We start from the raw sequence: 21,208 nt of genomic DNA on the forward strand, positions 1-21,208 counted from the left end.
TAGGACTTTAGTCCGGCTTTAGACGTGGGAGAAAAGTATCTTGGTTTCGATATGGAAATCGACTCACTATGTAATAGTTTTTAAATGCGTGGGAGAAAACTGCTGAATCTGCAAAAATATAATGGTAACTTATGTTAGTAATCGTCATATCCGAGCGATATGTAATAAGATTTGTTTCCCTTTCTCGTTTTAATCGATTTACATACCCAGATAACGGTTCATCTACTATTCCTTTAAACATTCTATAAACATGATACTTCGAAAATTCTGCTACATCCGCTAACTCTTCAATTGAAAGTGAATCATTTATGCGTAATTCTATATAACTCTGCATTTTATAAATGCGTCGTAATTACCCACTTCCCCTTTGTTTACTTTCCATATTTTTACCTCCTCCCAACAAAAAGAACCCTCCTAGAACACTTTTAGGAGGGTTCTTTTTTCCAATATGATAACTATTTTAAGTACAAGCTACACCTTACTTTTACTTACTAGAATCATTTTCCTTGTTTTATGAACTTTATTAGCTCTAGTTTCAGTTAATGATTTTCCATTTAACGTATATTCATCCTCATTTGGCAAATCAATTAACCCTATAACATTTAATAGCGTACTTTTCCCCGAGCCTGATCGACCCATTATCGCTATCATTTCGCCCTTATTTATCGTTAAATTTATACCGTTTAACGCAAACGTATTGTGATTCTTATCACTATACACCTTCTTAATATCTTTTAGTTCAATTAACCCCATTATTCCATCCCACCTATTAATGTTTTCGATTCAAGCTTTCTAATAAATAAGAAGACAATGAGATTTGAAATAATGATGCTCACTAATAAGAATAGGAATACAAATAATAAAATAGGCATATTTAAATTTATTTCGCGTACAGACACCATATCAAAGTCCTTCGAAGCTTGTAGATGAGCCTCATATCTCCATAAAAAATAGACTACGGATAAAAACATACCAACTATCGCAATACATATGTTTTCTAATACAATTTGAATGAACATCCCAAACTTACTTTCTCCAAGGACCATCTTAATACCAAATTTCCTCTGTCTCATTATGATGGAAACAATTGTCGTTACGACAATTCCCGCTATTATAAATAACATAAATAGACTTCCTACTATAAGATCGATATTTTCCGTATCAATACTACTAGTAACGGCTTCATTTATTTCTTCTCCTAAATTTTTTAAGTATAACGTAACGTCACTTCCCTTCAGTTGAATCATTTCTTGTAGTTTGATTACATCGGCATCTTTTTTTAAATTCATAATTGTACTATAGTGTAATCTTGAAAACATTATTTCATAATGTTCATATCTATCAATTGGCATGGGTGATAACATAGCCTTGTCTAATTTCTGGTATATATTCGCTCCGTTACCATCTATAATGAATTTATTTTCCGGTAAAAATCCAATAATCGTATATTGATTATTGATTGTATCCCCTATTTGAAAATATTTCTTAAAGTAAGCACCTACCAAAACATTCGTTTTATCTTCACTATTTTTTTGGAAGTCTTGATACGAAAAGCCTGTTCCAGTTTTTATAGGTACATTCAGTAATTTATAATAATGTTCATCTATTGTAATTATACGAATAGTAGGGTTTTTATCGCGAAAAGTTTTATTTTTCAATTCGTCTAACATACTTTCCTGGAGCGGTCGATTGCTTGATTCTAGTTCGATTATGCTCTGTTCGTATGTACCATACGAAATCACGTCTTTATTTTGCTGCATTTTTTTATAAACTTCTTCGATTTGCCCTTTATTAAATTGATCTGCCTTCAACCTATCAGTAGTCATCTCATCATAAGTGATAAAATATGTACTTTCTAAATCTAGCAACGAGTTGGTACTGTTTCCAAGATAGTAAAAATTATAAAGTGTATTAATTGAAAGGGTTATTGCCGCTAATCCAAACGTGAATTGTATTAAGAGAAATATGGAAATGAACAATCTATTTTTCAGGGCCATAAGAGCACTTTTTAGTCTCATCTTATTTACTCATTTAACGCTTTAGCAGGTTCAATTTTAAGTATTTTGAAAAATGGTATTACAGCGGTAATGAACGAAATAAACAAGGAAATTACTACACTCATCACAACTTTGAAAACATCTATATGAATAGTAAAACCCATTACATGTACTATGCTTTTATTCATTGTACTTAAAATCCACTGCATACATATCGCACAAATGGCTGCAGCAATTGCGCATATGAATAATTGGCTAAATATAAATACAAATAAATTCAAATTGCTCGCTCCCAGCGCTTTTCTTAAGGAAACACTCTTCCTCTTCGTATAAACCCAAAAATAACTCGCAATTATACAGTTCATTACAGCAATAAAAAGTAGTTTGTACGGAAGAGTAAGTTGTGCTCTCATAGCTTTACTCGAGCTTTTTTCGTTCTCATAATTCTCGTTTTCATTTATCACTTTCGCATTTGTATCAGTTCTATTTTGCTTAACATACCGAATAAATGTATCTATTTCTTGTTTAGGATTTTCGTTAGACCTTACTATCATTTCAAATGTATTTTCATTTTGCATACGTCGCTTTATCTCATCAGGCATGTCACTTAAGCCGACAAAAACATTGTAGTTATATGCGTATCCGGTATTCGCAGCGCTCACGCCTTTAACTCTATATTCTCTACTAAACAGTTTTATTGTTTCAGATTCTTTATAAATGCTCTTTCCAACAATTACACTATTTTCTTCCCCATTTTCCATACGAGAACCTTTTATTAAAGGCGGAGACCAATTTTTATTTATAAGACCAACCATCGTTACTTCACCTATGCCTGGCAGTCTGGTTCTCATATCATTTGTAATAACACTTGAATTCTTAAAACTAGTTTCTGTTAACTCTTGAATTGCTTTAAAATCCAATTCCCCAAAACTAGTAAGCTGAATAGCATAGTAATATTTAAAATAACCATTTTTATACTCATAAAATTTTTCATCGTAATAATCTCGAATCGACATCGCTATAAGTATGGGCAGAATTGTTAAAGTAAATCCAATAAATAACATAATGAATATTTTTCTGTTCACTGCTATTTCTTTTAATATTAGATTCATATACCCTCCAAACGTCAAAAAGATAAATATTCTTTTTGACAAATTCCATATAAACGCTGTACTTATCAAAAAAACTTAAAATATTATTCTGTTTCCTTAAGCCATCAAGAAACGCACATTAGCTTTTAATTAGTTTTTCATTCACACTTCATCCCCTTTCTTTAAAAGATTTTTAGTATGCGGCTTCATTATACATAGAAAAATAAAGGTTAAAATCAAGCCTTCGAAATCTTAACATTTTTTTACGCTATATTTATTTTCCAGTTAACCTAATGACATTAAGTTATTTTCCCATCTCCCTTTCTATGTAAAATGCCATATATAAAGGCGGTATGAGATCCCATACCGCCTTTATATCTTATAATTTAATTGTTTTGTATGTAAGGAAGAATATATTCCACAATCAATTCCCATCTATCCCGTGCATTCGGCATAATTTCAGAAGCAATTACTACAACCAAATCCTGCTTCGGAATACAACAAATCATATTCCCACCATCACCCATTGCACAATACGAATAGACACCCTCTTCTTCTCGTAACCACCATAAGTAACCATATTGTTTTTGGTTCATTTCTGTCGATTCTTTTATCCATGATTTTGATAGAACTTGTTTTCCATTATGAATACCTTCATTCAAATACATCTGTCCAAACTTAGCCATATCCCTAACCGTTAACGTTACTCCCCAGCCGCCCGTCGAAATACCATTTGGATCGTGAACCCATCCTTTCACATCTTTTCCGAATAAGTCATCGAATCCAAATGCTTTCATATTGTAGTTTGGAATTTCGCTCATGCCCAGTGGTTGAAATAAGTACTCATTCGCAAATTCACGTGCACTTTTCCCTGTTGCATTCGTAATAATCGCTGATAGTACATGCGCTCCTGCAGATGAGTATTTAAAAGATCCAATTTCTCCGCCGTTTCCTATCCTATTTAACGTATATTGTATCCAATCTTGTTGTGTACATAGTTCTTCTAACGGTTCCTGCCAGTCTACGAATGGATGTGGAGCTGTCATCGTTAGAAGATGGCTTACTGTTACTTCAGATGAATTAACGTTATATTCCGGGAAAAATTCTATTACTCTTTGATCAACGCTTTTTATATAGCCCTTATCTATACATATCCCAATTAGCGCAGAGATTATCGTTTTTGTGACTGACGCTATGTGAAATGCATCATCTGGACCGTAACCGTTATAATATTTTTCAAAAATAACATTACCTTTCTGCACTACTAACATACCATTCATATTTTCATATTCTTCTTTTATAATCTGATCTAACTTTTCAGCAGTTTTCATTATTCCTTCCCCTTTAACCTATAATTAAAAAGGTTCGATAGGTACATATATTTCAACTATATGTTTATGCTTTGGATGCTGCTTTGGATCATTTTTATATACTTCAAAAGGATACGAATCTCTCGGTTTATATCCGCTATTTGGAAGCCACTCACCGTATATAAAGTCCCATGCTCCTTTATATTCATCTTGGCATATTTCAAAATGTCCTACTGCATACTTTCCAGAAGGTATTACCATTATTCCAACGTCGTTCGTTTCTACTGTGGATTCATCTGAAATTGTTATACATAAACTTGTTCTTAAATGATAGTCCTCAGTAAATTCATGATGATCGTGGTAAATGGTTAATACTTTCGTATCCTCAAATACATGATAGTTTTGCTTAGCTGCGTAATGAAATAATTTCTCTATCATTTTCGGAAAAGCTATAGTTAACTCTTCATATGTACCGATATGTCTTATGTATGCGACGTTTATATTGTCTGCTGTTACAATTTCAACATTTCCTCGAACCTTCTTACATTCATTGTATTGAGGAATTCCCCTTACGTCTTTGCAATTCTTGCTATTGTCGTTTCGATATTGAGATGGACTTACGCCGTAATAATTTTTAAATGTTCGGGAGAAAACTGCTGAATCTGTGAATCCGAAGTGATATGCAATATCTGTAATCGTCATATCTGTCCGATATGTAAGTAGATGTGTGGCCCTTTCTAACTTCAATCGGTTTACATACCGTGATAATGACTCGTTTACTATCCCCTTAAAAATCCGATGAAAATGAAACTTTGAAAATCCTGCTACATCCGCTAACTCTTCAATTGAAAGTGAATCATTTATGTTTGATTCTATATAATCTTGCACTTTATAAATGCGTCGTAAGTATTCATTTCTACTTTGTTTACTCTCCATATTTCTAGCTCCTCACAACAAAAAGGCTAACTTTTCGCTAGCCTACTTTTACACATGTTTCAAAAATAAAACTCTACTCCCGCCGTTCCTATCATAATTTGTATGTACCGATACACCCTCTATCTCATCATCCCCAGCCTCAATTTGAAAGCCAATCTCCCTATGAAACTGTATCGATTTTTTATTAACTGGTGACGTGATTGCTTTTACAACTTTACGGTTATTTGCACGTGCGACATCAAAGAAATACGAATACAATGTCGATGCAATTCCTCTTCTTCTATACTTCGGATTGACACCGATAAAATGAACGTACGCTTCCTCTTTATGCGTTTGTGAGAAGAATCCGCATAAGAAACCTAACGTTTCTCCCTCTTCTTCAATAATAAAACTCGTTTCTTGAAAGTGAATGAAGAACAATTTTGGCAACATGGCAGCCATGTCTCTCCCGCCCCACCAATCATTTAAAACAGAATGAATCTTTACATAATCTTCCCCTTGGATGTTTCTTACTCGCATATGTTTCTCCCTCTCACTCACTTCATTTTTTCATAAATTTTAATGACTGTTTCTACTAATAGGATGAATACCCATATCCCGCAAAATACGAGAACTGACTGAAATATAGAACCTAGCATAACAATACTTATTAAACCTAATTCTGATCCTGAAATGGACATTTCATCAAACCCCAGGTTATGTATAAATGGACCAGTTGAAAAAGCCATTAAAATAGATCCTATTAAATAAATCACACTCATTATTTTGAATATTTTTATAGAAAGATACGAAGTTTGTTTTTCTTCCACTTGTGATAATTCGATTTCTCCACTCGCAATTCCTTTTTGTAAACAGTCCTCACATAGAAATTCTTCCTTAATTTTTTTACCACCGTGCAATGTACCTGTAATTTCTTTACAGCGCGAACACTTTCGATTTATCATTTTGTTATCACTCCAATCTCGTAAGATTATACTTATACAATTCTATTTTCACCTTATTATTCCTTTTGTGTATTTTATAGAGAGGTGACGTGTTTTATGATATCTAAACTTATTTTTGGTTATAAAAAGCCTACTGAGCAATATGTATTACGGCCTAGTTGTTATGCAATTATTTTTAACTCAACTTCTTCAAACATTGCTATTATCCAAAAAGGAGACCGTTATTTTTTACCTGGTGGCGGTATGGAAGGTACCGAAACAAAAGATGAATGCTTACATCGTGAACTACTAGAGGAATTAGGATGGGCAATTGAAATTAATCAATATATCGGTAATGCAATGCGATATTTTTATGCGGAAAAAGAAGATACATATTATTTAAACGATGGATTTTTTTATATTGCGAACATGGTGCAGACACAAACTGAAAACTGTGAGGAAGATCATGTTTTGCGGTGGATGTCTCCTTTACTTGCTGTAGAGCTTCTCATTCATGATCATCAAAAATGGGCTGTTGAACAAGCGCTTTTATTACAAAAACCAAAAGGATCTCCTTCTATATGAAAGAGATCCTTTTTATTGTTAACTTACTTTTTTCAAATTGAGAGCTGGCTTTTGAATTCCACCCTTTTTTACAACATATAAGCCGATAAAGATTATAAGTCCGCCAACGAGTTGCATCATGTTGATTTGCTCTCCGATAGTTACTGCCGCGAAGATAACTGCGAACAATGGTACAAGATACATATAAACCATTACTTTCGTTGAGCCTATTTTACTAATACCGACATACCACATTGCAAGTCCGAAGATTGTCGCGAAGACGATTGAATATGCTAGAGACCCCCAGCTTGGCATGTCTACTGGCCACGTTAATGTATTTACGTTGAATAAACAATATACAACGAGAGGTACAATCCCAATTAAAGTTGACCAAGATGTGACTCTCATTGCGGAATATTTTGTTATAAGAGGTTGCGCTAATATTGGGTACCATCCCCACGCAATCGCTGCGACTAATCCAATTATGTTTCCGAGCCACGCATATTCGTAAGTAGCTCCTCCTGTATGCCCTGTTAATAAAACGAATGCTGCACCAACAAAGGCCACTATTGAACCAATTTGTACTTTCATCGAAAAACGTTCTTGTTTGTGCAATACTGCTAATATCCCTGTAAAAATAGGTGACATTGCAATTAATAATGAGGCGTTTGTTGCTGAAGTATATTTCACAGATAGCATAAACATCGTTTGATACATTGTTGTACCAACGATACCGACTGCTACTAATCGTAACCAATCTTTTCTTTCAATTCGTAATGAGCGTTCCATTAAAAATGTAATAAGTAATAATACCGGTGATGCTACTAAAAAGCGTAAACTATTAAATTGAATGGATGACATATATGCCACACCATACTTTCCAATTGTATAATTTGCTCCCCATACTAACGCTACTGATACTAGGAGCCATTCCATTTGCCATCTTTTCATCCGAATCTCCCCTTCCATATTTAGCATAGTAAAATTGGCTGGATATATCACCGTCCAATTGGCTGTTTTTTTACCCAGCCAATTTGCTATACTGGATATATATAAGAGATACGGAGGCATTTTTTATGGAATGGAAGCTAGATAGCGATAGTAAAATCCCTATTTATCAGCAAGTTGTTGACTTTATTGAGAAACGCATTACATACGGGGAACTTCCTCCAGGTAGCTTCCTACCTTCCGAACGGAAATTAGCTACACAGTTAAATGTAAACCGTAGTACGGTAACGACTGCTTATAATGAATTACGTGCTATGGGAATTGTAGAAAGTACGACTGGTAAAGGAACACGCGTGAGTACACATATGTGGGGCGTTTCTCCGACATTAACGCCGAACTGGAGGAATTTCGTAGAAGGTGGTACATTTTTACCAAACTTACCGTTACTTCGTCATATTCGAGCGGAAGTACAACAAAATGAAAATATTATTGATTTTGCAAACGGAGAACTCGGTTGTAACCTCTATCCTCACGATCAACTACAAACGATTTTACGAGAACAACCGTTAACGCACTCATTAAGTTACGATCATCCGCAAGGCTATCTCCCGCTAAGACAAGCGGTCGTAAAATATATGAAAGAATATTTAAAAGTTGAAGCGACTGAACAATCGATTATGATTACATCTGGTGCACAGCAAGCACTTCACCTTATCGTGCAATGTTTATTAAATCCAGGTGATGCTGTTGCTTTCGAAAGTCCTTCACACTGTTATTCCCTGCCTCTATTCCAATCAGCAGGTATTCGTATTTTCCCATTACCTGTTGATGAACACGGCATTAACCCAGATGATGTACAGGAGTTATATAGAAAGCACCGCATTAAAATGATTTTTTTAAATCCAAATTTCCAAAACCCTACGGGGACGATGCTTCATCCAAACCGTAGAAAAAAACTATTATCACTTTGTGCAGACTTACGAATTGCGATTGTGGAAGATGATCCGTCTAGTTTACTTACGCTAGAAAAGAAACAACCTTGCCCTACTTTAAAATCAATAGATGAAAATGGGACAGTCATTTATGTACATTCCTTATCTAAAATGATTGCACCAGGTTTACGAGTCGGCTGGTTTGTCGCCCCGCAGTCTGTAGTAGAAAGGTTATCCGACGCAAGACACCAAATGGAATTAGGTATGAGTATTTTCCCGCAGTGGCTTATGCAGCAATTTTTCGAAACTGTGCCATTTCAGTCTCATATCGTACCGTTACGAAAACAATTAGCGGAAAAAAGAGACGTTATCGTCCACGCTCTAAACGAGCAACTTCACGATAAAATCTCTTTTTCAAACCCGACCGGTGGTATTTACATATGGGGAAAATTAAAAGAACCGATAAACGAAAAACAACTTATTATGCAAAGTTTAAAACAAGAAATTGCTTTTATGCCAGGGAGTATTTTCGGCGCGAAAGATGGTTATATTCGTTTATCTTATGGAAAAGTAGATATTGATCAAATTGAGGAAGGTATTTCTCGTTTGCGGGAGGCTATTTTGGTTTGTGAAAAATAACGTGAGATAAAGCTTTCTCGTTTGACAAAAGAAAAATCTACCATTATTATCAACACGAACCTAGTTATAGGAGTGATAAAAATGAAAATTTACGTTGATGCAGATGCTTGTCCTGTAAAAGATGTAATTATTTTTGAAGCTACGAATGCGGAAATTCCTGTTACACTCGTTACTAGTTTTTCTCATTATTCTAATGCAGAGCAGCCGAAAGGTGTGGAAACAATATATGTTGATTCCGGAGCAGATGCTGCTGATTACCGAATTATGCAGTTAGCAAAAAAAGAAGATTTAATCGTAACACAAGATTACGGTCTTGCTTCGCTCGCTTTAGCAAAAGGCTGTATCGTTCTACACCATAAAGGCTATAAGTATTCGAATGATAACATTGAACAATTGTTACAAACACGATATTTAAGTGCAATGGTTCGAAAAAGTGGTAAACGTACAAAGGGACCGAAACCATTTACAGCAGAAGATAAAGAGAAATTTAGAGAGCTCTTTAAAAGTATGATCGCACTTTAAAAATGAATCGTCTATTTGCAAGGAAAACTTCGCAAAACAAAGAAGAGAATATCGTAATGAACATTCTCTTCTTGAGGTTTACCCGTTTAAAATGAAGGTAAATTATCTAAGTTATTTTCTTTTATTCCATCCGGTTCACTACGTATAATATCTCTACCATACTTATGAAATACGTCCACATGAGCTAACTTCCCTGATTTTGCTTCATTAAGAGCAGTCATATAATCTAACTCTCTCCCGCTACTTGTTTTAAACGCTATTAAATCTCCATCATCATTTTTACGAACGGCAACTATTTGTTCTGCTCCTGAATTGACTTCATGGCCTACTTCAAATTGAGCTTGCTCTTCCCCTTGATGTAAATAATCATTATATACTTTTTCAAAGTCTTCTTTGTCCATTAAACTCACCTCCAACACATTTTATTAGTATGGTTGGGAGGTAGTGGTTTTATGTACTTTTCTCTTAGAAAAACGTATTTTTAATACCTACGCAACCCTTTCAAAGTCTCCAATATATCATCTGTAAAGGCTGTGCTACCCTCTGTCTCTAAAACTCTAAAATATAAACTTCTTAAGAAAGCTCTAATATTTTGTACTAAAATATCATATTGAGGATGCGGGATGTCTTCAACAATTGCTATACTATGTAACCAGTTGCTCCACTCTTCTTCAGTTAAAAGATTTTGGTTACGTAACGACATAATTGGTGCTACTAATCTCTCATCCTCAAAGTGAATGTATACATAGTCATGTAAGCGTACCTTCTGACGAACGGCAGCTAGTATTGCATATGAGAACTCACGATTTTGGATTGTACGCGCTAAAGCATCAAGCGCATCTGCTGCATGTGCAGTAGAGTGTGCCCAGCCTTTTCCTTCTACGTAGCCCCTTACATCTTCTTCTAAATATACATATTCCAACACTTGTTCTGCCACACTGTACAATTGTTCTTCCGATAACAACGGTTCTCTTTCATGAACAGATAAAATAAGTGGTGGAATTAATACGGAGAATGCACGTTTAAATACAGAGTCTGTTCCCTTTTCACCAATTTTATAAAATAAATAATCAGGACTAATTGCTTGTAGCATTAACCCTCGTAATTCTTTTTGTCTAAACACATCATTTGTAATCCATGTATGAAGCGTACTATAAATTAAATCATCACGTAATTCAGCATCTGGTGATCCGATATAATCTAGCATCCACTGCGCATACGGATATGCATCTACGTCTTCTGGTACAGCATAATTATTATTTTTAATTTGTAGTAGTTCTTCTTTTAGTTCTAGTACTTCTGTCATTTTTTTATCCCCTTTAAATTTCTCTTCCTAAATTATTCCCTATTAGTATCATAAAATTAAACCCATTCTTAACGCAATATAAAATGGAATCATTAATTATCTTCACTATGTAACAGTTCTTCCAATGTTGCTTTAACTTCTTCTTCTAATTCATTAATCGTTCCGCTATAAAGTGTTCCTATGCTACTACTTTTTCGATATCCTTGGTAATAATACCAAAGCGAAATAGTACAGACTTCCCATGATTTTGAAGCATCATATTCAAAATTAATTTCTGATCTATATTCATACTCTAAACAATTCTTAGATGTTAGTTCTTCTAATTCATCACCGTCTATATCTCTTTTAATTGACAGCTTCAAATTTAATTTACCATTTTGCGCAAAACGTTCTTCATATATTTTTTGATACTTACTGCAAATGTCTTCACTTATACTCTCTAGTTCCATTATTTTTTGTTTTAACTGTTCATTTATCTGTTCATTTTTGATTTCTAAATATTGTCCATCCTTCTCTTCATTCACTTTATTATTTTTTTGAAACCATCTAAACAAATGTTCATTCCCCCTATATAAACTGTATTAATGTCTTTTAAATAGAACTACTGGATCATCAAATTTACTATTTTCAAATAAAACATCTGCAAGTTCTTTCGGATTATGCTCATCTATATACAACTTACAGGCCGCATGATATCTGTTCAAAAACATCTTCTCTGCTTCTTCATAACTTCCAAAAGCTTCAGTTTCCCGCTTAGCACCACGTTTTCTCGCAATCTCAAAATTTGTATCTACAAAGATTTTGTAATCAAATAAATACGCAACGTCTTTTTTCAATAGAAACGTTCCATCTACTATGAATATCATATTTTGCGTGGCCAATAGCGGCTCATTATGTACAGACATATCCGTTATTAAGTTATGAGAAATCGTTTCATACTGTAAATTCCCGTTAGGTCCTAAAGGCATTAATAATCTTTCTTTGAAAGCTGTATAATCGTGTGCATCTTCATAATACCCTCTTGCAGATTCTTTTCCTTTTGCATAGCGAATCACTCTTGGATTATGAAAATCATCAATGCTGGCGCGTGTTACTGGTAGTCCTCGTTTTTTTATTTCTTCCGCTAGTTCGTTTGCAAATGTTGTTTTTCCTGATGCTGTAATACCACTTACTCCAACTCTTGTTGGATAGGTTAAGTTTAGCTTTACAATATGATCTGCAATTTCTTTGATTCGTTGTTTTCGGTTCATGATATCTCCCTTTATAATTAGTTTACATAATATAATTATAAGTAACAATTCATGTCACTATTTGTCGGTAAATCGATATCCTTTGTCGAATCGTTGATATATCGAAAAAATCGTTGATATATTTTAAGTTATGATAGATATATTTGAAAAATCGTTGATATATTATTAGCTTACTTCCCCTTAAACCCCCGATATAAGGCCGTCCGTAACTCTTGCTTATACTCTTCAATTTCTGGCATTTCGAGTTCTTCTGCTAATCTGATAGCTAATTCAATATCATACGGTACTCGTACAAGTTGAATAGAAAAGCTCGCCGCTTCTTTTTCATTATATGTTCCTTCAAATATTAAATAGGAAGCTTGCGTTATTTCAAGTGGGTTTCCTACGCTACCGGCATTACATAACGTTTTCCCTCTGAAATTTTGAACGAACGCTTGGTGAACATCGCCGTAACAAACGACATCTGGTTTTCTTTCTCCTTCTATATTTTCTGTCAGATCACTATTTTCGAACATACTAATACGTTCTTCTCTTGAAGCGTGTGGTTGAATTCTTTCATATAAACTTCTCGGTGAAGCGTGAAACATACGAATGAGTTTGCCACTCATAAAAAATTCGATTGAAAATGGTAAACTTCTTAAATAATCATTTTGTTCTTCCGATAATTGTTTTTGATGCCATTTTAATGCTTCAAATTCAGTCGGCTTTGTAATAAAATCATCCCAGTTTCCCATTACGACTACTTCACATTCTTTACGAATGATTTCAATTGCTTCACTGGAATGAGGTCCTTTTCCTACTAAATCTCCAAGGCAAATAATGCGCTCGATTCCTCTTAATTTAATATCATTCAACACGGATTCTAATGCTTGAATATTACCGTGAATATCTGAAATTACTGCTATTTTATCCATATAAATTACTCCTTTATTTATTAAATTCGCTTGATTGATACCATTTTGGAATATAGGATGAAAAATCATTATGATCTTCTAAAATTCCATTTAATCTTTCCTTCATATCATCTAATAAATATGGTGTGCTTCGGTTTGTCCATACGATATCAGCCGGGAATATCATTGCTGCATATAATGAGTACAGTTTCCAAAAATGTAGATCAGGTTCTCCTCCGCAATAACCGTGAACTTGTCCAACCGCAAATGGTTTGCTTATTCTTGTAGTAAAAATCGCTACATTATAAAAATCGTGTATTGGATCGCCAAAATCATATCCACCAAAATCGATAACGATAAACTCCTTATTATGAATCATACTATTTGCTGGATGGAAGTCATCATGTAAAAATCTTATTGGACGATTTTTCAATAAATCTTTATGATTTTCTACAAAGTTTAATACTGGCTTCAAATCCAGAAAATTCACCTCGTAATCTGTTAGTGCCTCTATGTATCTTTCGTATTTATTCCATCTAGATGTTTCCCATTTATTACTTGCACTTTCTCTTTCAATTGAGTGAATCCTCTTTAATACTTCCCCTGCTTTTCTTCCTGCATTATACTGTTCTTCCACCGATAACTTCGTTAAACCTTCTTCACCATTTATACCTTGGGTCCATTCAAATACTTGAACACATTTATTTAATTTCTCAAGTATTATGAAATGAATTAACTTGGGTGTTGGAATATGTAATGACTCTAATTGTTTCATATACGTATATTCTTCTTGTTTACGTTCAAAATGAACAGTATCACATACTTTTACAAAATAAGTTTCTTGATTCTTTAATTCAATTTTATACTTCTCTTCATGTGAAAAACCTTTTGAAATAGCTGTACACTTTGCAATACGAGGCCATTCTAGTATTCTCTCTATCTCTCTAAGCATTTCTTCCAAAGCATTCACCTCTATCAATATATGTACAAACTACCTAGCACTTCATGCTCTCGTTTATTTCCACCTTTAAACTCTACTGCAAATGGATATTCGCCATGATTCTTTATGTATTCTTGCACTAGGCTTTCTCCAACCGGTTCACAAAACTGTACTTGAATATCTCCAAACGATACACTTTGACAATCAGCATTCCATTTTTCATTTTTTACGACCGAACTTACAGTTAGCCCCATTACTTCTTCCCATTTCCGCACTGTTTCTCGAACGTTTTTCACTGCGTAATGAATCGTATCCAGTTGTTGTACTTTGTTTTTATGTTCAGTGATTGTTCCTATTTTCCGTAAATCATTTCTTCTTTCTTCGTCCGTTTCATTCCACTGTATAAAGAAAGGTAATTTCGGTCCGCTCTCTTCTTGCTTAACGAATAACATTTTCCATTCTAAAAGTCGGCCATCTTTTCTCATGCGTTTCCCTTCAAATGGCCCTATCGTATGTAAGCCGTACTTATTAAAGTTAACTACTAGCTCCTCAATTGCATCTGTTCGGATTGCGATTTGTAGCATTCCTTCTCCATTTTGTAGTTTCACCACTGTTTCTTGTACTAATGGATTTTCTGCTTCTTTCGCTTTTTCTTCATGTTGAACTGCTAAAAATTCTATATATGATAAATCAAAATAACTTAAACTATTCCAAGTACCCCAAGTAATATGCTCTCCGCCTAGTGCAGTATGAAATCCCAGTTCCTGCATTTTTTTTGCCGCTTCCTCCGGTGTACTATGAACTGCGTGAACGAGATGATCAAATCGTAACATGTCTTTCTCCCCTTTCTCTCCATCCTTTTATTGTATATTTTATTTTTCTTTCATTCAATTCAAAAAACTTAAAAACCTAGTTGATTTATATGATTAATATGTATTATAATGAAACAAATTTCAATATTGCTGATTGGAAAAACCAAAGGCACTTTTCTCACACGGGAAAAGTGCCTTTTTCATTTATTATTACAGGGGGATTTTTTATGCAGAAATTAATTGTCTTTGCTATTATCGGATTTTTCGCTCAATTGATCGATGGAGCACTTGGAATGGCGTATGGGGTAACGTCTTCCTCTTTATTATTAATGTTTGGTATTGCACCAGCTGTTGCATCTGCATCAGTTCATTTAGCTGAAGTCGTCACAACTGCAGCTTCCGGCGCATCTCATATCAAATTTGGAAACGTTGATAAATATACAGTTTCCAGGCTTACATTACCTGGGGCAATCGGTGCATTTGTTGGGGCATGTTTTTTAAGTAATTTGCCTGGAGATGTAATTAAACCGTACATTTCCGTGTTTTTATTTACTTTAGGGGTTTATATTTTATTACGATTCATCATTCAAAAACAGATTGTTACTTCAAATAAACGTATGTCAGCTAAACAACTTGTGCCGCTTGGCTTATTCGCTGGATTTGTTGATTCAACTGGTGGCGGTGGCTGGGGACCGATTACGACACCTGTTCTTCTAGCAAGAGGAAATGAAGCGAGAAAAGTTATTGGATCTGTAGATACGAGTGAATTTCCTGTTTCATTAGCTGCAACAATTGGCTTCTTCATCTCACTTGGCTGGGAACAAGTAAGCTGGGTTTGGGTATTTGCGTTAATGCTTGGCGGTATTGTCGCTGCACCAATTGCTGCATGGTTAGTTCGCATCGTTCCAGCACATTTACTTGGCGTATTAGTTGGCGGTCTTATTATCTTCACAAATATTCGTACACTGCTTACTACATTTAAAGTGGATCCAACTATTATTTCACTTTCTTACGTTGCAGTTGGTCTTGTCGTTATTATTTCTATTTTCATTGCTGTTCGAAATCATTCCAATCGACCTAACGCATCAACGGCTGAGTATCCGAATGATCAGAAGCAAATGCTACCATAACTATAAAAATACCGCCCAATTTAGAGCGGTATTTTTTATTTTTTTATTTTTTTATTTTCCAATTAATCATCGTTTCTGTAGCATTTACTCTCTTCATATGTAACTTTTCTAAAACACGCATCGAACTATAATTATCTAGGAGTGTCTCTGCAATTATTGTTTCTACCTCTCCTGTTTTGAAAGCCCAATCGATTAGTTCTCTTACAGCTTCTGTTGCATAGCCCTGATTCCAATATTTCTCAATAAATCCATAACCGATTTCTACTGTTTGATTCTCATTTGGTTTCCCCTTAAACCCAATATCACCTAAAACGATATCATCTTCTTTCCGAAGAACATACCACGCCCCCCATGATAATAAAGCCGCATCTTGTTTTATATTCTCTACATGCCCCACAATATGCGGACCGCTATTATATCCTTGCTCGTTAGCGACTTGAATCCTCTCTTCTGTACACGGCACTAGATAGAGCCTTTCTGTTTCTAATTTCATTTTGATTTCCCCTTTTTGCTTAAACGTTACTTTAATTATAACAAATAATATGACCTTATCATGAATGTCGAATTATATTTTTCTGAATTTTCTTTTAATTTAAAGGATTTTTCAATATTTTTTGCGAAACATTTGTATAACAATTTTTTCTTTGCTTATTGCTACATAATAGTTGGTTCGGGTGGAGTTTTGCAAGCGTTTCCTATACAATAACCAATATTTTTTGATTTTTTCCTACAAAATATCTTGCAATATATTCAGAAATTCATTACAATTGCCATATATTAAAAATCTTAGCAATATATAAATCCTCATCAATCCGATGAGGTAGAGGTTGCGACTTTTAATAGTAAAACGGACGAGACACAGAGAATGTCAGCTGACTCCGTTTGAAAGGAAAAGTTGCCGAAGTTTATATTTCTTCTCTGGAAATATGAGCTGGGGCTGTCTCCGAAAGGAACAGAACTGTCACATTTACAAAATTACCGTGTAAATGTGGGGTGCTATCTTAACGGAAGGGTATGATGGGGTGGTTATTTGTGAAACGTTCCGCCAAATTCCTTTGGCGGTTTTTTGTATTTTTCTCCCCCGCTCCTTCCTAACCTACAAGAAAAGGAGTGTTGAACATGAATAGCGCAACAAATCAATCTACCTCTAAAACGCAAACTACACAAGGAAAAGGTGAATTAAGACGCGGTCTAAAATCAAGGCACCTTACGATGATTTCTCTCGGTGGTACAATTGGTACCGGACTATTTCTTGCCAGCGGTGGTGTCATCCATTCAGCTGGACCTGGCGGCGCATTAATTGCATACGCCGCAATTGGAATTATGGTTTACTTTTTAATGACAAGCTTAGCTGAACTCGCAGCTTACATGCCTGTTACTGGATCTTTTAGCACGTACGCAACAAAATTTGTTGATCCATCACTTGGCTTTGCACTTGGATGGAACTATTGGTATAACTGGGCAATTACTATCGCTGCTGAACTAGCGGCTGTAACATTAATTATGAAATTTTGGTTTCCAGATACTCCTTCCCTCATTTGGAGCGGATTATGTTTAGCTATTATTTTCCTTTTAAACTACTTATCTGTTAAAGGATTTGGTGAATCTGAATATTGGTTCGCACTTATTAAAGTAGCTACAATTATTATCTTTTTAATTGTCGGGTTTATGATGATTTTCGGAATTATGGGCGGCGAAACTGTTGGATTTAAAAACTTCACTGTTGCAGATGCACCATTTAATGGCGGCATCATGGCAATTATCGGTGTATTTATGGCAGCTGGTTTCTCATTCCAAGGTACTGAATTATTAGGTGTAGCTGCTGGTGAAACATCTGATCCAGAGCGTAATATTCCGAAAGCAATTCGCTCAATCTTTTGGCGTATCCTTTTATTCTATATCCTTGCGATTCTCGTTATCGGTTTATTAATTCCTTATACAACTGAAAGTCTTGCCGCAAGTGATGTAACAGTAAGTCCATTTACACTTATTTTTGAAAAAGCGGGCGTTGCCTTCGCTGCTTCTGTTATGAACGCTGTTATTTTAACGGCAGTACTATCTGCTGGTAACTCTGGTATGTATGCATCAACTCGTATGCTTTGGGATTTAGCTCGCCAAGGGAAAGCACCAAAGTTTCTTGGTAAATTAGATAGCCGCGGCGTACCTGTTAACGCATTAATCGTAACATCGATTGTCGGTAGTATCGCTTTTATTGCTTCTTTATTCGGTGACGGTGTTGTATACATTTGGTTATTAAATGCATCAGGAATGTCTGGCTTTATCGCATGGGTTGGAATCGCAATTAGTCATTACCGTTTCCGTAAAGCATATATCGCACAAGGAAAAGATTTAAATGACTTACCTTATAGAGCAAAATGGTTCCCATTCGGACCAATCTTCGCATTTGCACTTTGCGTCATCGTAATTTTAGGTCAAAACTACGGCGCATTTATGGGTGAATCAATCGATTGGAACGGCGTACTCGTTTCTTACATCGGTTTACCACTCTTCTTAGTACTATGGTTAGGATATAAATTTACGAAAAAAACAAAAGTGATTCCACTTGATAAATGTGAACTAAAATAAAGTGAAACGAGCAAACAAATTTGTTTGCTCGTTTTTTGTTGCAAACCTCTTTGTTTCCCTATTGCCCCTGTTTTTGCAATAATAAAGGAAATATAAATAAAGGTTGGGATACAATGAACATTCGTATTACTGATGAAGCAAAAGCAGCTATACATAGATTAGAACGTGAAGACAAAAAGATCATTCGCATTAGAGGAACAATGACAAACTCTTGTAGTATTTTCGTTGATGTCGATTTAATTTGGGATACATATGTTGCAGATGATGTTGTATATGAAGATGCAGACCTTATCGTACAAATGGATTCATTTACGAAAGACTACACTGGTGATACAGTGAAGCTTGATTATAAGACGACAGGTTTTAGTATTACGACTCCGAGTGAGACTTTGGTTTATGGATTGTCGATTAAAAAATAAAAATTGTTTTCATTTGACCACCGAGGTGAAAAAATGGGTAAATATGTTCCGTTAAAATTTTTATTTAATGAAGAATTAGCAGAAAAAATAGCTGATTCTATTTGTAAACACGATCCTTGTTTCTCTAAAAGCATCTTTGTAGATTCTGTAGCTTGTAAAGTTGAAAATTTAGAGTTAAAACAGCGTATTGAAGTAATTGCAGATGAATTACACAATGCTTTACAAAAAGATTTTAATGCCGCAATACATATATTACTGAAAACGTTAGGCCCAGAAAATACAACAGAAGTAGGCACGTTTACAAATGGATATATGTACATGCCTATCGCAAAATACGTTGAAAAATATGGACTTAACGACTTTGAAACCTCATTCAACGCCATGTATGAAATAACGAAAAGAAATACTGCTGAATATGCCATTCGGCCTTTTCTTGAAACATATCATGAAGACACACTAAATATATTACAACAGTGGATTCATGACGAAAACAGCCACATTAGAAGATTAGTTTCTGAAGGTACAAGACCAAGGCTTCCTTGGGCTAAAAAAATAGGAGCTCTAAAAGGTGATTTTCAGTACAATTTACAACTTCTTGAACCATTAATGAATGACCCTTCTAAATATGTTCAAAAATCTGTAGCCAATCATATTAACGATATTACGAAAGAAGATAAAGAACTCGTTTTTCAGTGGTTACAGCAATTACGTGATAAACAGCATCCTATTAATCCTTGGATTATAAAACATGGGTTAAGAACGGTAATAAAAAGTGGTACTTTACCAAAAGATTTTTCTTTTTAATTATTTTAAACAAAACCGCTTATGCTTCAAAAATGAAGCATAAGCGGTTTTCCTTTTGAATACAGAAATAACAAACGTAAAAAGCACTTTAAATTTCTTCTTTATATCAGTATTTTACTAGCTCTTCTATGTTATTACTTTCCTTAATTTTTTCGGATGATAGCCAGAGTGAATAACTTGTTCCATCCTTGTTCCTTAAAAATATGTTAAATTCCTTATTATATAGTTCTTCTTTAAGAATAGTGACTACCTTTCTCAAATCCTCTATTACATATGGATCATTTCTATATTTTATCTCACTGTCATTGAAAACTAATGTCAATTCATACTCTAGACAATTGCCGTCTTTCGGGTGTGGACAAGTAATATCCTCAATTACAAAACGATTATTTTGAATTTCATTTAACCTTACGCCTACTTTTGTTTCAGTTTGAATCAAATATGTCCAATAACCGCTTACTGTGTTTTTCATTGTTAAAAGAAGTTCTTCTTTCGTTATAGCTTTTTGCACATTTTGAAAAGGGAAACCTATAGATTTACCATTATGATCTTCAATTTCAATTTTTGTTATCTTTCTATTACTCTTCTGAATGAATTGGATTAGAGCATATAAACGATCTAATTCTTTTGATTGGAATTGACTGTAATCAATCTTGTCACTCGTTTTTAAAGTTAATAATAACGTATCCGTTGGTTTCTCCTCTATATCATCATCCACTATATATTGAAAAACATTTTTATTTTCAGGTTCCACGTAACCTAATTTTTTAATTTCTTCTAGCATTGGTTTAAATTTCTTATATTCCTCATATGTTTTTTTTCCGTATTGATATTCATCACCTTTTATTCTTGAGTATACTAAGCCATCAACCTCTACTCTAAATTGAATATTTTTATTGTTTTTCGCTTGAACAGTATGGTATGTATGCCCCATATTCCCTTCGTGTATAGCACCCCAATCTGTTACAATCACATCAATTCCGTGCTTTTTTTTCACATATTTTTTCACCTGATCTTCATCTTCATAATTACAACCACTTAAACATAAGAAACATAACAATAGTAACATTACATTTTTTATTCTTTTCATATAGCACCTTGCCCTCTTTTCACATAAACAAAATATTCCATATATAAAGAATACTAAATCGCTGAATGTTTTCAAAGAATTAAAATATTTTTACACTCAGTTTATATATTTTTTTC

At 34.4% G+C, this 21,208-nt stretch carries 23 protein-coding genes, 2 pseudogenes and 1 riboswitch; of the genes and pseudogenes, 7 read left to right on the plus strand and 18 right to left on the minus strand.

What is annotated here, in order from left to right:
- Positions 1-34 precede the first annotated feature (34 nt).
- The 8 genes and pseudogenes from MR136_RS12760 to MR136_RS12795 form a co-directional block, all read right to left on the minus strand.
- A pseudogene (locus MR136_RS12760) lies at positions 35-334 on the minus strand (helix-turn-helix domain-containing protein); the annotation flags it as partial.
- Positions 335-492: 158 nt separating this feature from the next.
- A pseudogene (locus tag MR136_RS12765) lies at positions 493-753 on the minus strand (ATP-binding cassette domain-containing protein); the annotation flags it as partial.
- The gene (locus MR136_RS12770) at positions 753-2,018 is read right to left on the minus strand and encodes an ABC transporter permease (protein ID WP_078421516.1); all 1,266 of its coding nucleotides are present in this window, start codon (positions 2,016-2,018) and stop codon (positions 753-755) included. The pseudogene MR136_RS12765 and the gene MR136_RS12770, both read right to left, overlap by 1 nt.
- 5 nt (positions 2,019-2,023) lie before the next feature.
- The gene (locus MR136_RS12775) at positions 2,024-3,109 is read right to left on the minus strand and encodes an FtsX-like permease family protein (protein WP_001048978.1); all 1,086 of its coding nucleotides are present in this window, start codon (positions 3,107-3,109) and stop codon (positions 2,024-2,026) included.
- Positions 3,110-3,474: 365 nt separating this feature from the next.
- On the minus strand, positions 3,475-4,419 hold the full coding sequence (locus MR136_RS12780; protein ID WP_078421515.1) for a serine hydrolase domain-containing protein: 945 nt from the start codon (positions 4,417-4,419) through the stop codon (positions 3,475-3,477).
- A 24-nt stretch (positions 4,420-4,443) separates the two neighbouring features.
- Positions 4,444-5,334 carry an AraC family transcriptional regulator gene (locus MR136_RS12785; RefSeq protein WP_078421514.1) on the minus strand — a complete coding sequence of 297 codons (891 nt, stop codon included), beginning with the start codon at positions 5,332-5,334 and terminating at the stop codon, positions 4,444-4,446.
- 48 nt (positions 5,335-5,382) lie between these two features.
- The gene (locus tag MR136_RS12790) at positions 5,383-5,853 is read right to left on the minus strand and encodes a GNAT family N-acetyltransferase (protein ID WP_078421513.1); all 471 of its coding nucleotides are present in this window, start codon (positions 5,851-5,853) and stop codon (positions 5,383-5,385) included.
- Positions 5,854-5,870: 17 nt separating this feature from the next.
- A complete protein-coding gene (locus tag MR136_RS12795; protein WP_000610490.1) occupies positions 5,871-6,278 on the minus strand; it encodes a DUF3980 domain-containing protein in 408 nt (135 codons plus the stop codon).
- A gap of 96 nt (positions 6,279-6,374) precedes the next feature.
- Here MR136_RS12795 and MR136_RS12800 point away from each other — a divergent pair, with 96 nt between their 5' ends.
- On the plus strand, positions 6,375-6,842 hold the full coding sequence (locus MR136_RS12800) for an NUDIX hydrolase (protein WP_000623966.1): 468 nt from the start codon (positions 6,375-6,377) through the stop codon (positions 6,840-6,842).
- Between the two features lie 18 nt (positions 6,843-6,860).
- On the opposite strand, the gene MR136_RS12805 is transcribed toward MR136_RS12800, so the two are convergent.
- A complete protein-coding gene (locus MR136_RS12805; RefSeq protein WP_000832974.1) occupies positions 6,861-7,772 on the minus strand; it encodes a DMT family transporter in 912 nt (303 codons plus the stop codon).
- A gap of 125 nt (positions 7,773-7,897) precedes the next feature.
- Between MR136_RS12805 and pdxR the strand changes: the two genes are divergently transcribed.
- On the plus strand, positions 7,898-9,340 hold the full coding sequence (gene pdxR, locus MR136_RS12810; RefSeq protein ID WP_078421512.1) for a MocR-like pyridoxine biosynthesis transcription factor PdxR: 1,443 nt from the start codon (positions 7,898-7,900) through the stop codon (positions 9,338-9,340).
- Positions 9,341-9,421: 81 nt separating this feature from the next.
- Positions 9,422-9,862 (plus strand): YaiI/YqxD family protein, encoded by a 441-nt coding sequence (locus MR136_RS12815; RefSeq protein ID WP_078421511.1) that lies wholly within the window; start codon positions 9,422-9,424, stop codon positions 9,860-9,862.
- An 86-nt stretch (positions 9,863-9,948) separates the two neighbouring features.
- Here the strand turns inward: MR136_RS12815 and MR136_RS12820 are convergent, their stop codons facing one another.
- The 7 genes from MR136_RS12820 to MR136_RS12850 form a co-directional block, all read right to left on the minus strand.
- Complete coding sequence (locus MR136_RS12820; protein ID WP_078421510.1) at positions 9,949-10,263, minus strand: DUF3892 domain-containing protein; 315 nt, start codon at positions 10,261-10,263, stop codon at positions 9,949-9,951.
- An 80-nt stretch (positions 10,264-10,343) separates the two neighbouring features.
- Entirely contained in the window at positions 10,344-11,168 is an 825-nt protein-coding gene (locus MR136_RS12825) for a DUF2785 domain-containing protein (RefSeq protein WP_000141231.1), read from the minus strand.
- Between the two features lie 92 nt (positions 11,169-11,260).
- Entirely contained in the window at positions 11,261-11,722 is a 462-nt protein-coding gene (locus MR136_RS12830; protein ID WP_000490271.1) for a hypothetical protein, read from the minus strand.
- A 27-nt stretch (positions 11,723-11,749) separates the two neighbouring features.
- Positions 11,750-12,418, minus strand: coding sequence for a nucleoside/nucleotide kinase family protein (locus tag MR136_RS12835; RefSeq protein WP_078421509.1), 669 nt, complete (start codon positions 12,416-12,418; stop codon positions 11,750-11,752).
- Positions 12,419-12,588: 170 nt separating this feature from the next.
- The gene (locus MR136_RS12840) at positions 12,589-13,332 is read right to left on the minus strand and encodes a metallophosphoesterase family protein (RefSeq protein WP_000357656.1); all 744 of its coding nucleotides are present in this window, start codon (positions 13,330-13,332) and stop codon (positions 12,589-12,591) included.
- Between the two features lie 13 nt (positions 13,333-13,345).
- Positions 13,346-14,272, minus strand: coding sequence for an aminoglycoside phosphotransferase family protein (locus tag MR136_RS12845; protein WP_078421508.1), 927 nt, complete (start codon positions 14,270-14,272; stop codon positions 13,346-13,348).
- 14 nt (positions 14,273-14,286) lie between these two features.
- Entirely contained in the window at positions 14,287-15,084 is a 798-nt protein-coding gene (locus MR136_RS12850; RefSeq protein WP_078421507.1) for a VOC family protein, read from the minus strand.
- Between the two features lie 206 nt (positions 15,085-15,290).
- Between MR136_RS12850 and MR136_RS12855 the strand changes: the two genes are divergently transcribed.
- Positions 15,291-16,193 (plus strand): sulfite exporter TauE/SafE family protein, encoded by a 903-nt coding sequence (locus MR136_RS12855; protein WP_078421506.1) that lies wholly within the window; start codon positions 15,291-15,293, stop codon positions 16,191-16,193.
- Positions 16,194-16,236: 43 nt separating this feature from the next.
- Here MR136_RS12855 and MR136_RS12860 read toward each other — a convergent pair whose 3' ends face one another.
- Positions 16,237-16,686 (minus strand): GNAT family N-acetyltransferase, encoded by a 450-nt coding sequence (locus tag MR136_RS12860; RefSeq protein ID WP_078384914.1) that lies wholly within the window; start codon positions 16,684-16,686, stop codon positions 16,237-16,239.
- Between the two features lie 320 nt (positions 16,687-17,006).
- A riboswitch (Lysine riboswitch) is annotated at positions 17,007-17,200 on the plus strand.
- 112 nt (positions 17,201-17,312) lie between these two features.
- On the opposite strand from MR136_RS12860, the gene MR136_RS12865 reads away from it, so the two are divergent.
- From MR136_RS12865 to MR136_RS12875, 3 genes are all read left to right on the plus strand, one after another.
- Positions 17,313-18,779, plus strand: coding sequence for an amino acid permease (locus MR136_RS12865; protein ID WP_078421505.1), 1,467 nt, complete (start codon positions 17,313-17,315; stop codon positions 18,777-18,779).
- Positions 18,780-18,892: 113 nt separating this feature from the next.
- A complete protein-coding gene (locus MR136_RS12870) occupies positions 18,893-19,198 on the plus strand; it encodes an iron-sulfur cluster biosynthesis family protein (protein ID WP_001026181.1) in 306 nt (101 codons plus the stop codon).
- A 33-nt stretch (positions 19,199-19,231) separates the two neighbouring features.
- Entirely contained in the window at positions 19,232-20,002 is a 771-nt protein-coding gene (locus MR136_RS12875) for a DNA alkylation repair protein (protein WP_078421503.1), read from the plus strand.
- 106 nt (positions 20,003-20,108) lie between these two features.
- On the opposite strand, the gene MR136_RS12880 is transcribed toward MR136_RS12875, so the two are convergent.
- Positions 20,109-21,092, minus strand: a complete 984-nt coding sequence (locus tag MR136_RS12880; protein WP_242259443.1) for a hypothetical protein — start codon at positions 21,090-21,092, stop codon at positions 20,109-20,111.
- Positions 21,093-21,208 lie beyond the last annotated feature (116 nt).

It is taken from the genome of Bacillus cereus group sp. BfR-BA-01311, from assembly GCF_022664295.1.
Lineage (GTDB): Bacteria > Bacillota > Bacilli > Bacillales > Bacillaceae_G > Bacillus_A > Bacillus_A cereus.

Bases quoted from the DNA above. Each gene is read 5' to 3' on its own strand.
- MR136_RS12780 (WP_078421515.1), bottom strand. From the start codon at position 4,419: ATGAAAACTGCTGAAAAGTTAGATCAGATTATAAAAGAAGAATATGAA.
- MR136_RS12770 (WP_078421516.1), bottom strand. From the start codon at position 2,018: ATGAGACTAAAAAGTGCTCTTATGGCCCTGAAAAATAGATTGTTCATT.
- MR136_RS12840 (WP_000357656.1), bottom strand. From the start codon at position 13,332: ATGGATAAAATAGCAGTAATTTCAGATATTCACGGTAATATTCAAGCA.
- MR136_RS12790 (WP_078421513.1), bottom strand. From the start codon at position 5,853: ATGCGAGTAAGAAACATCCAAGGGGAAGATTATGTAAAGATTCATTCT.
- MR136_RS12820 (WP_078421510.1), bottom strand. From the start codon at position 10,263: ATGGACAAAGAAGACTTTGAAAAAGTATATAATGATTATTTACATCAA.
- MR136_RS12775 (WP_001048978.1), bottom strand. From the start codon at position 3,109: ATGAATCTAATATTAAAAGAAATAGCAGTGAACAGAAAAATATTCATT.
- MR136_RS12880 (WP_242259443.1), bottom strand. From the start codon at position 21,092: ATGAAAAGAATAAAAAATGTAATGTTACTATTGTTATGTTTCTTATGT.
- MR136_RS12805 (WP_000832974.1), bottom strand. From the start codon at position 7,772: ATGAAAAGATGGCAAATGGAATGGCTCCTAGTATCAGTAGCGTTAGTA.
- MR136_RS12785 (WP_078421514.1), bottom strand. From the start codon at position 5,334: ATGGAGAGTAAACAAAGTAGAAATGAATACTTACGACGCATTTATAAA.
- MR136_RS12850 (WP_078421507.1), bottom strand. From the start codon at position 15,084: ATGTTACGATTTGATCATCTCGTTCACGCAGTTCATAGTACACCGGAG.
- MR136_RS12825 (WP_000141231.1), bottom strand. From the start codon at position 11,168: ATGACAGAAGTACTAGAACTAAAAGAAGAACTACTACAAATTAAAAAT.
- MR136_RS12835 (WP_078421509.1), bottom strand. From the start codon at position 12,418: ATGAACCGAAAACAACGAATCAAAGAAATTGCAGATCATATTGTAAAG.
- MR136_RS12795 (WP_000610490.1), bottom strand. From the start codon at position 6,278: ATGATAAATCGAAAGTGTTCGCGCTGTAAAGAAATTACAGGTACATTG.
- MR136_RS12800 (WP_000623966.1), top strand. From the start codon at position 6,375: ATGATATCTAAACTTATTTTTGGTTATAAAAAGCCTACTGAGCAATAT.
- MR136_RS12865 (WP_078421505.1), top strand. From the start codon at position 17,313: ATGAATAGCGCAACAAATCAATCTACCTCTAAAACGCAAACTACACAA.
- MR136_RS12855 (WP_078421506.1), top strand. From the start codon at position 15,291: ATGCAGAAATTAATTGTCTTTGCTATTATCGGATTTTTCGCTCAATTG.
- MR136_RS12815 (WP_078421511.1), top strand. From the start codon at position 9,422: ATGAAAATTTACGTTGATGCAGATGCTTGTCCTGTAAAAGATGTAATT.
- MR136_RS12870 (WP_001026181.1), top strand. From the start codon at position 18,893: ATGAACATTCGTATTACTGATGAAGCAAAAGCAGCTATACATAGATTA.
- MR136_RS12875 (WP_078421503.1), top strand. From the start codon at position 19,232: ATGGGTAAATATGTTCCGTTAAAATTTTTATTTAATGAAGAATTAGCA.
- pdxR (WP_078421512.1), top strand. From the start codon at position 7,898: ATGGAATGGAAGCTAGATAGCGATAGTAAAATCCCTATTTATCAGCAA.
- MR136_RS12860 (WP_078384914.1), bottom strand. From the start codon at position 16,686: ATGAAATTAGAAACAGAAAGGCTCTATCTAGTGCCGTGTACAGAAGAG.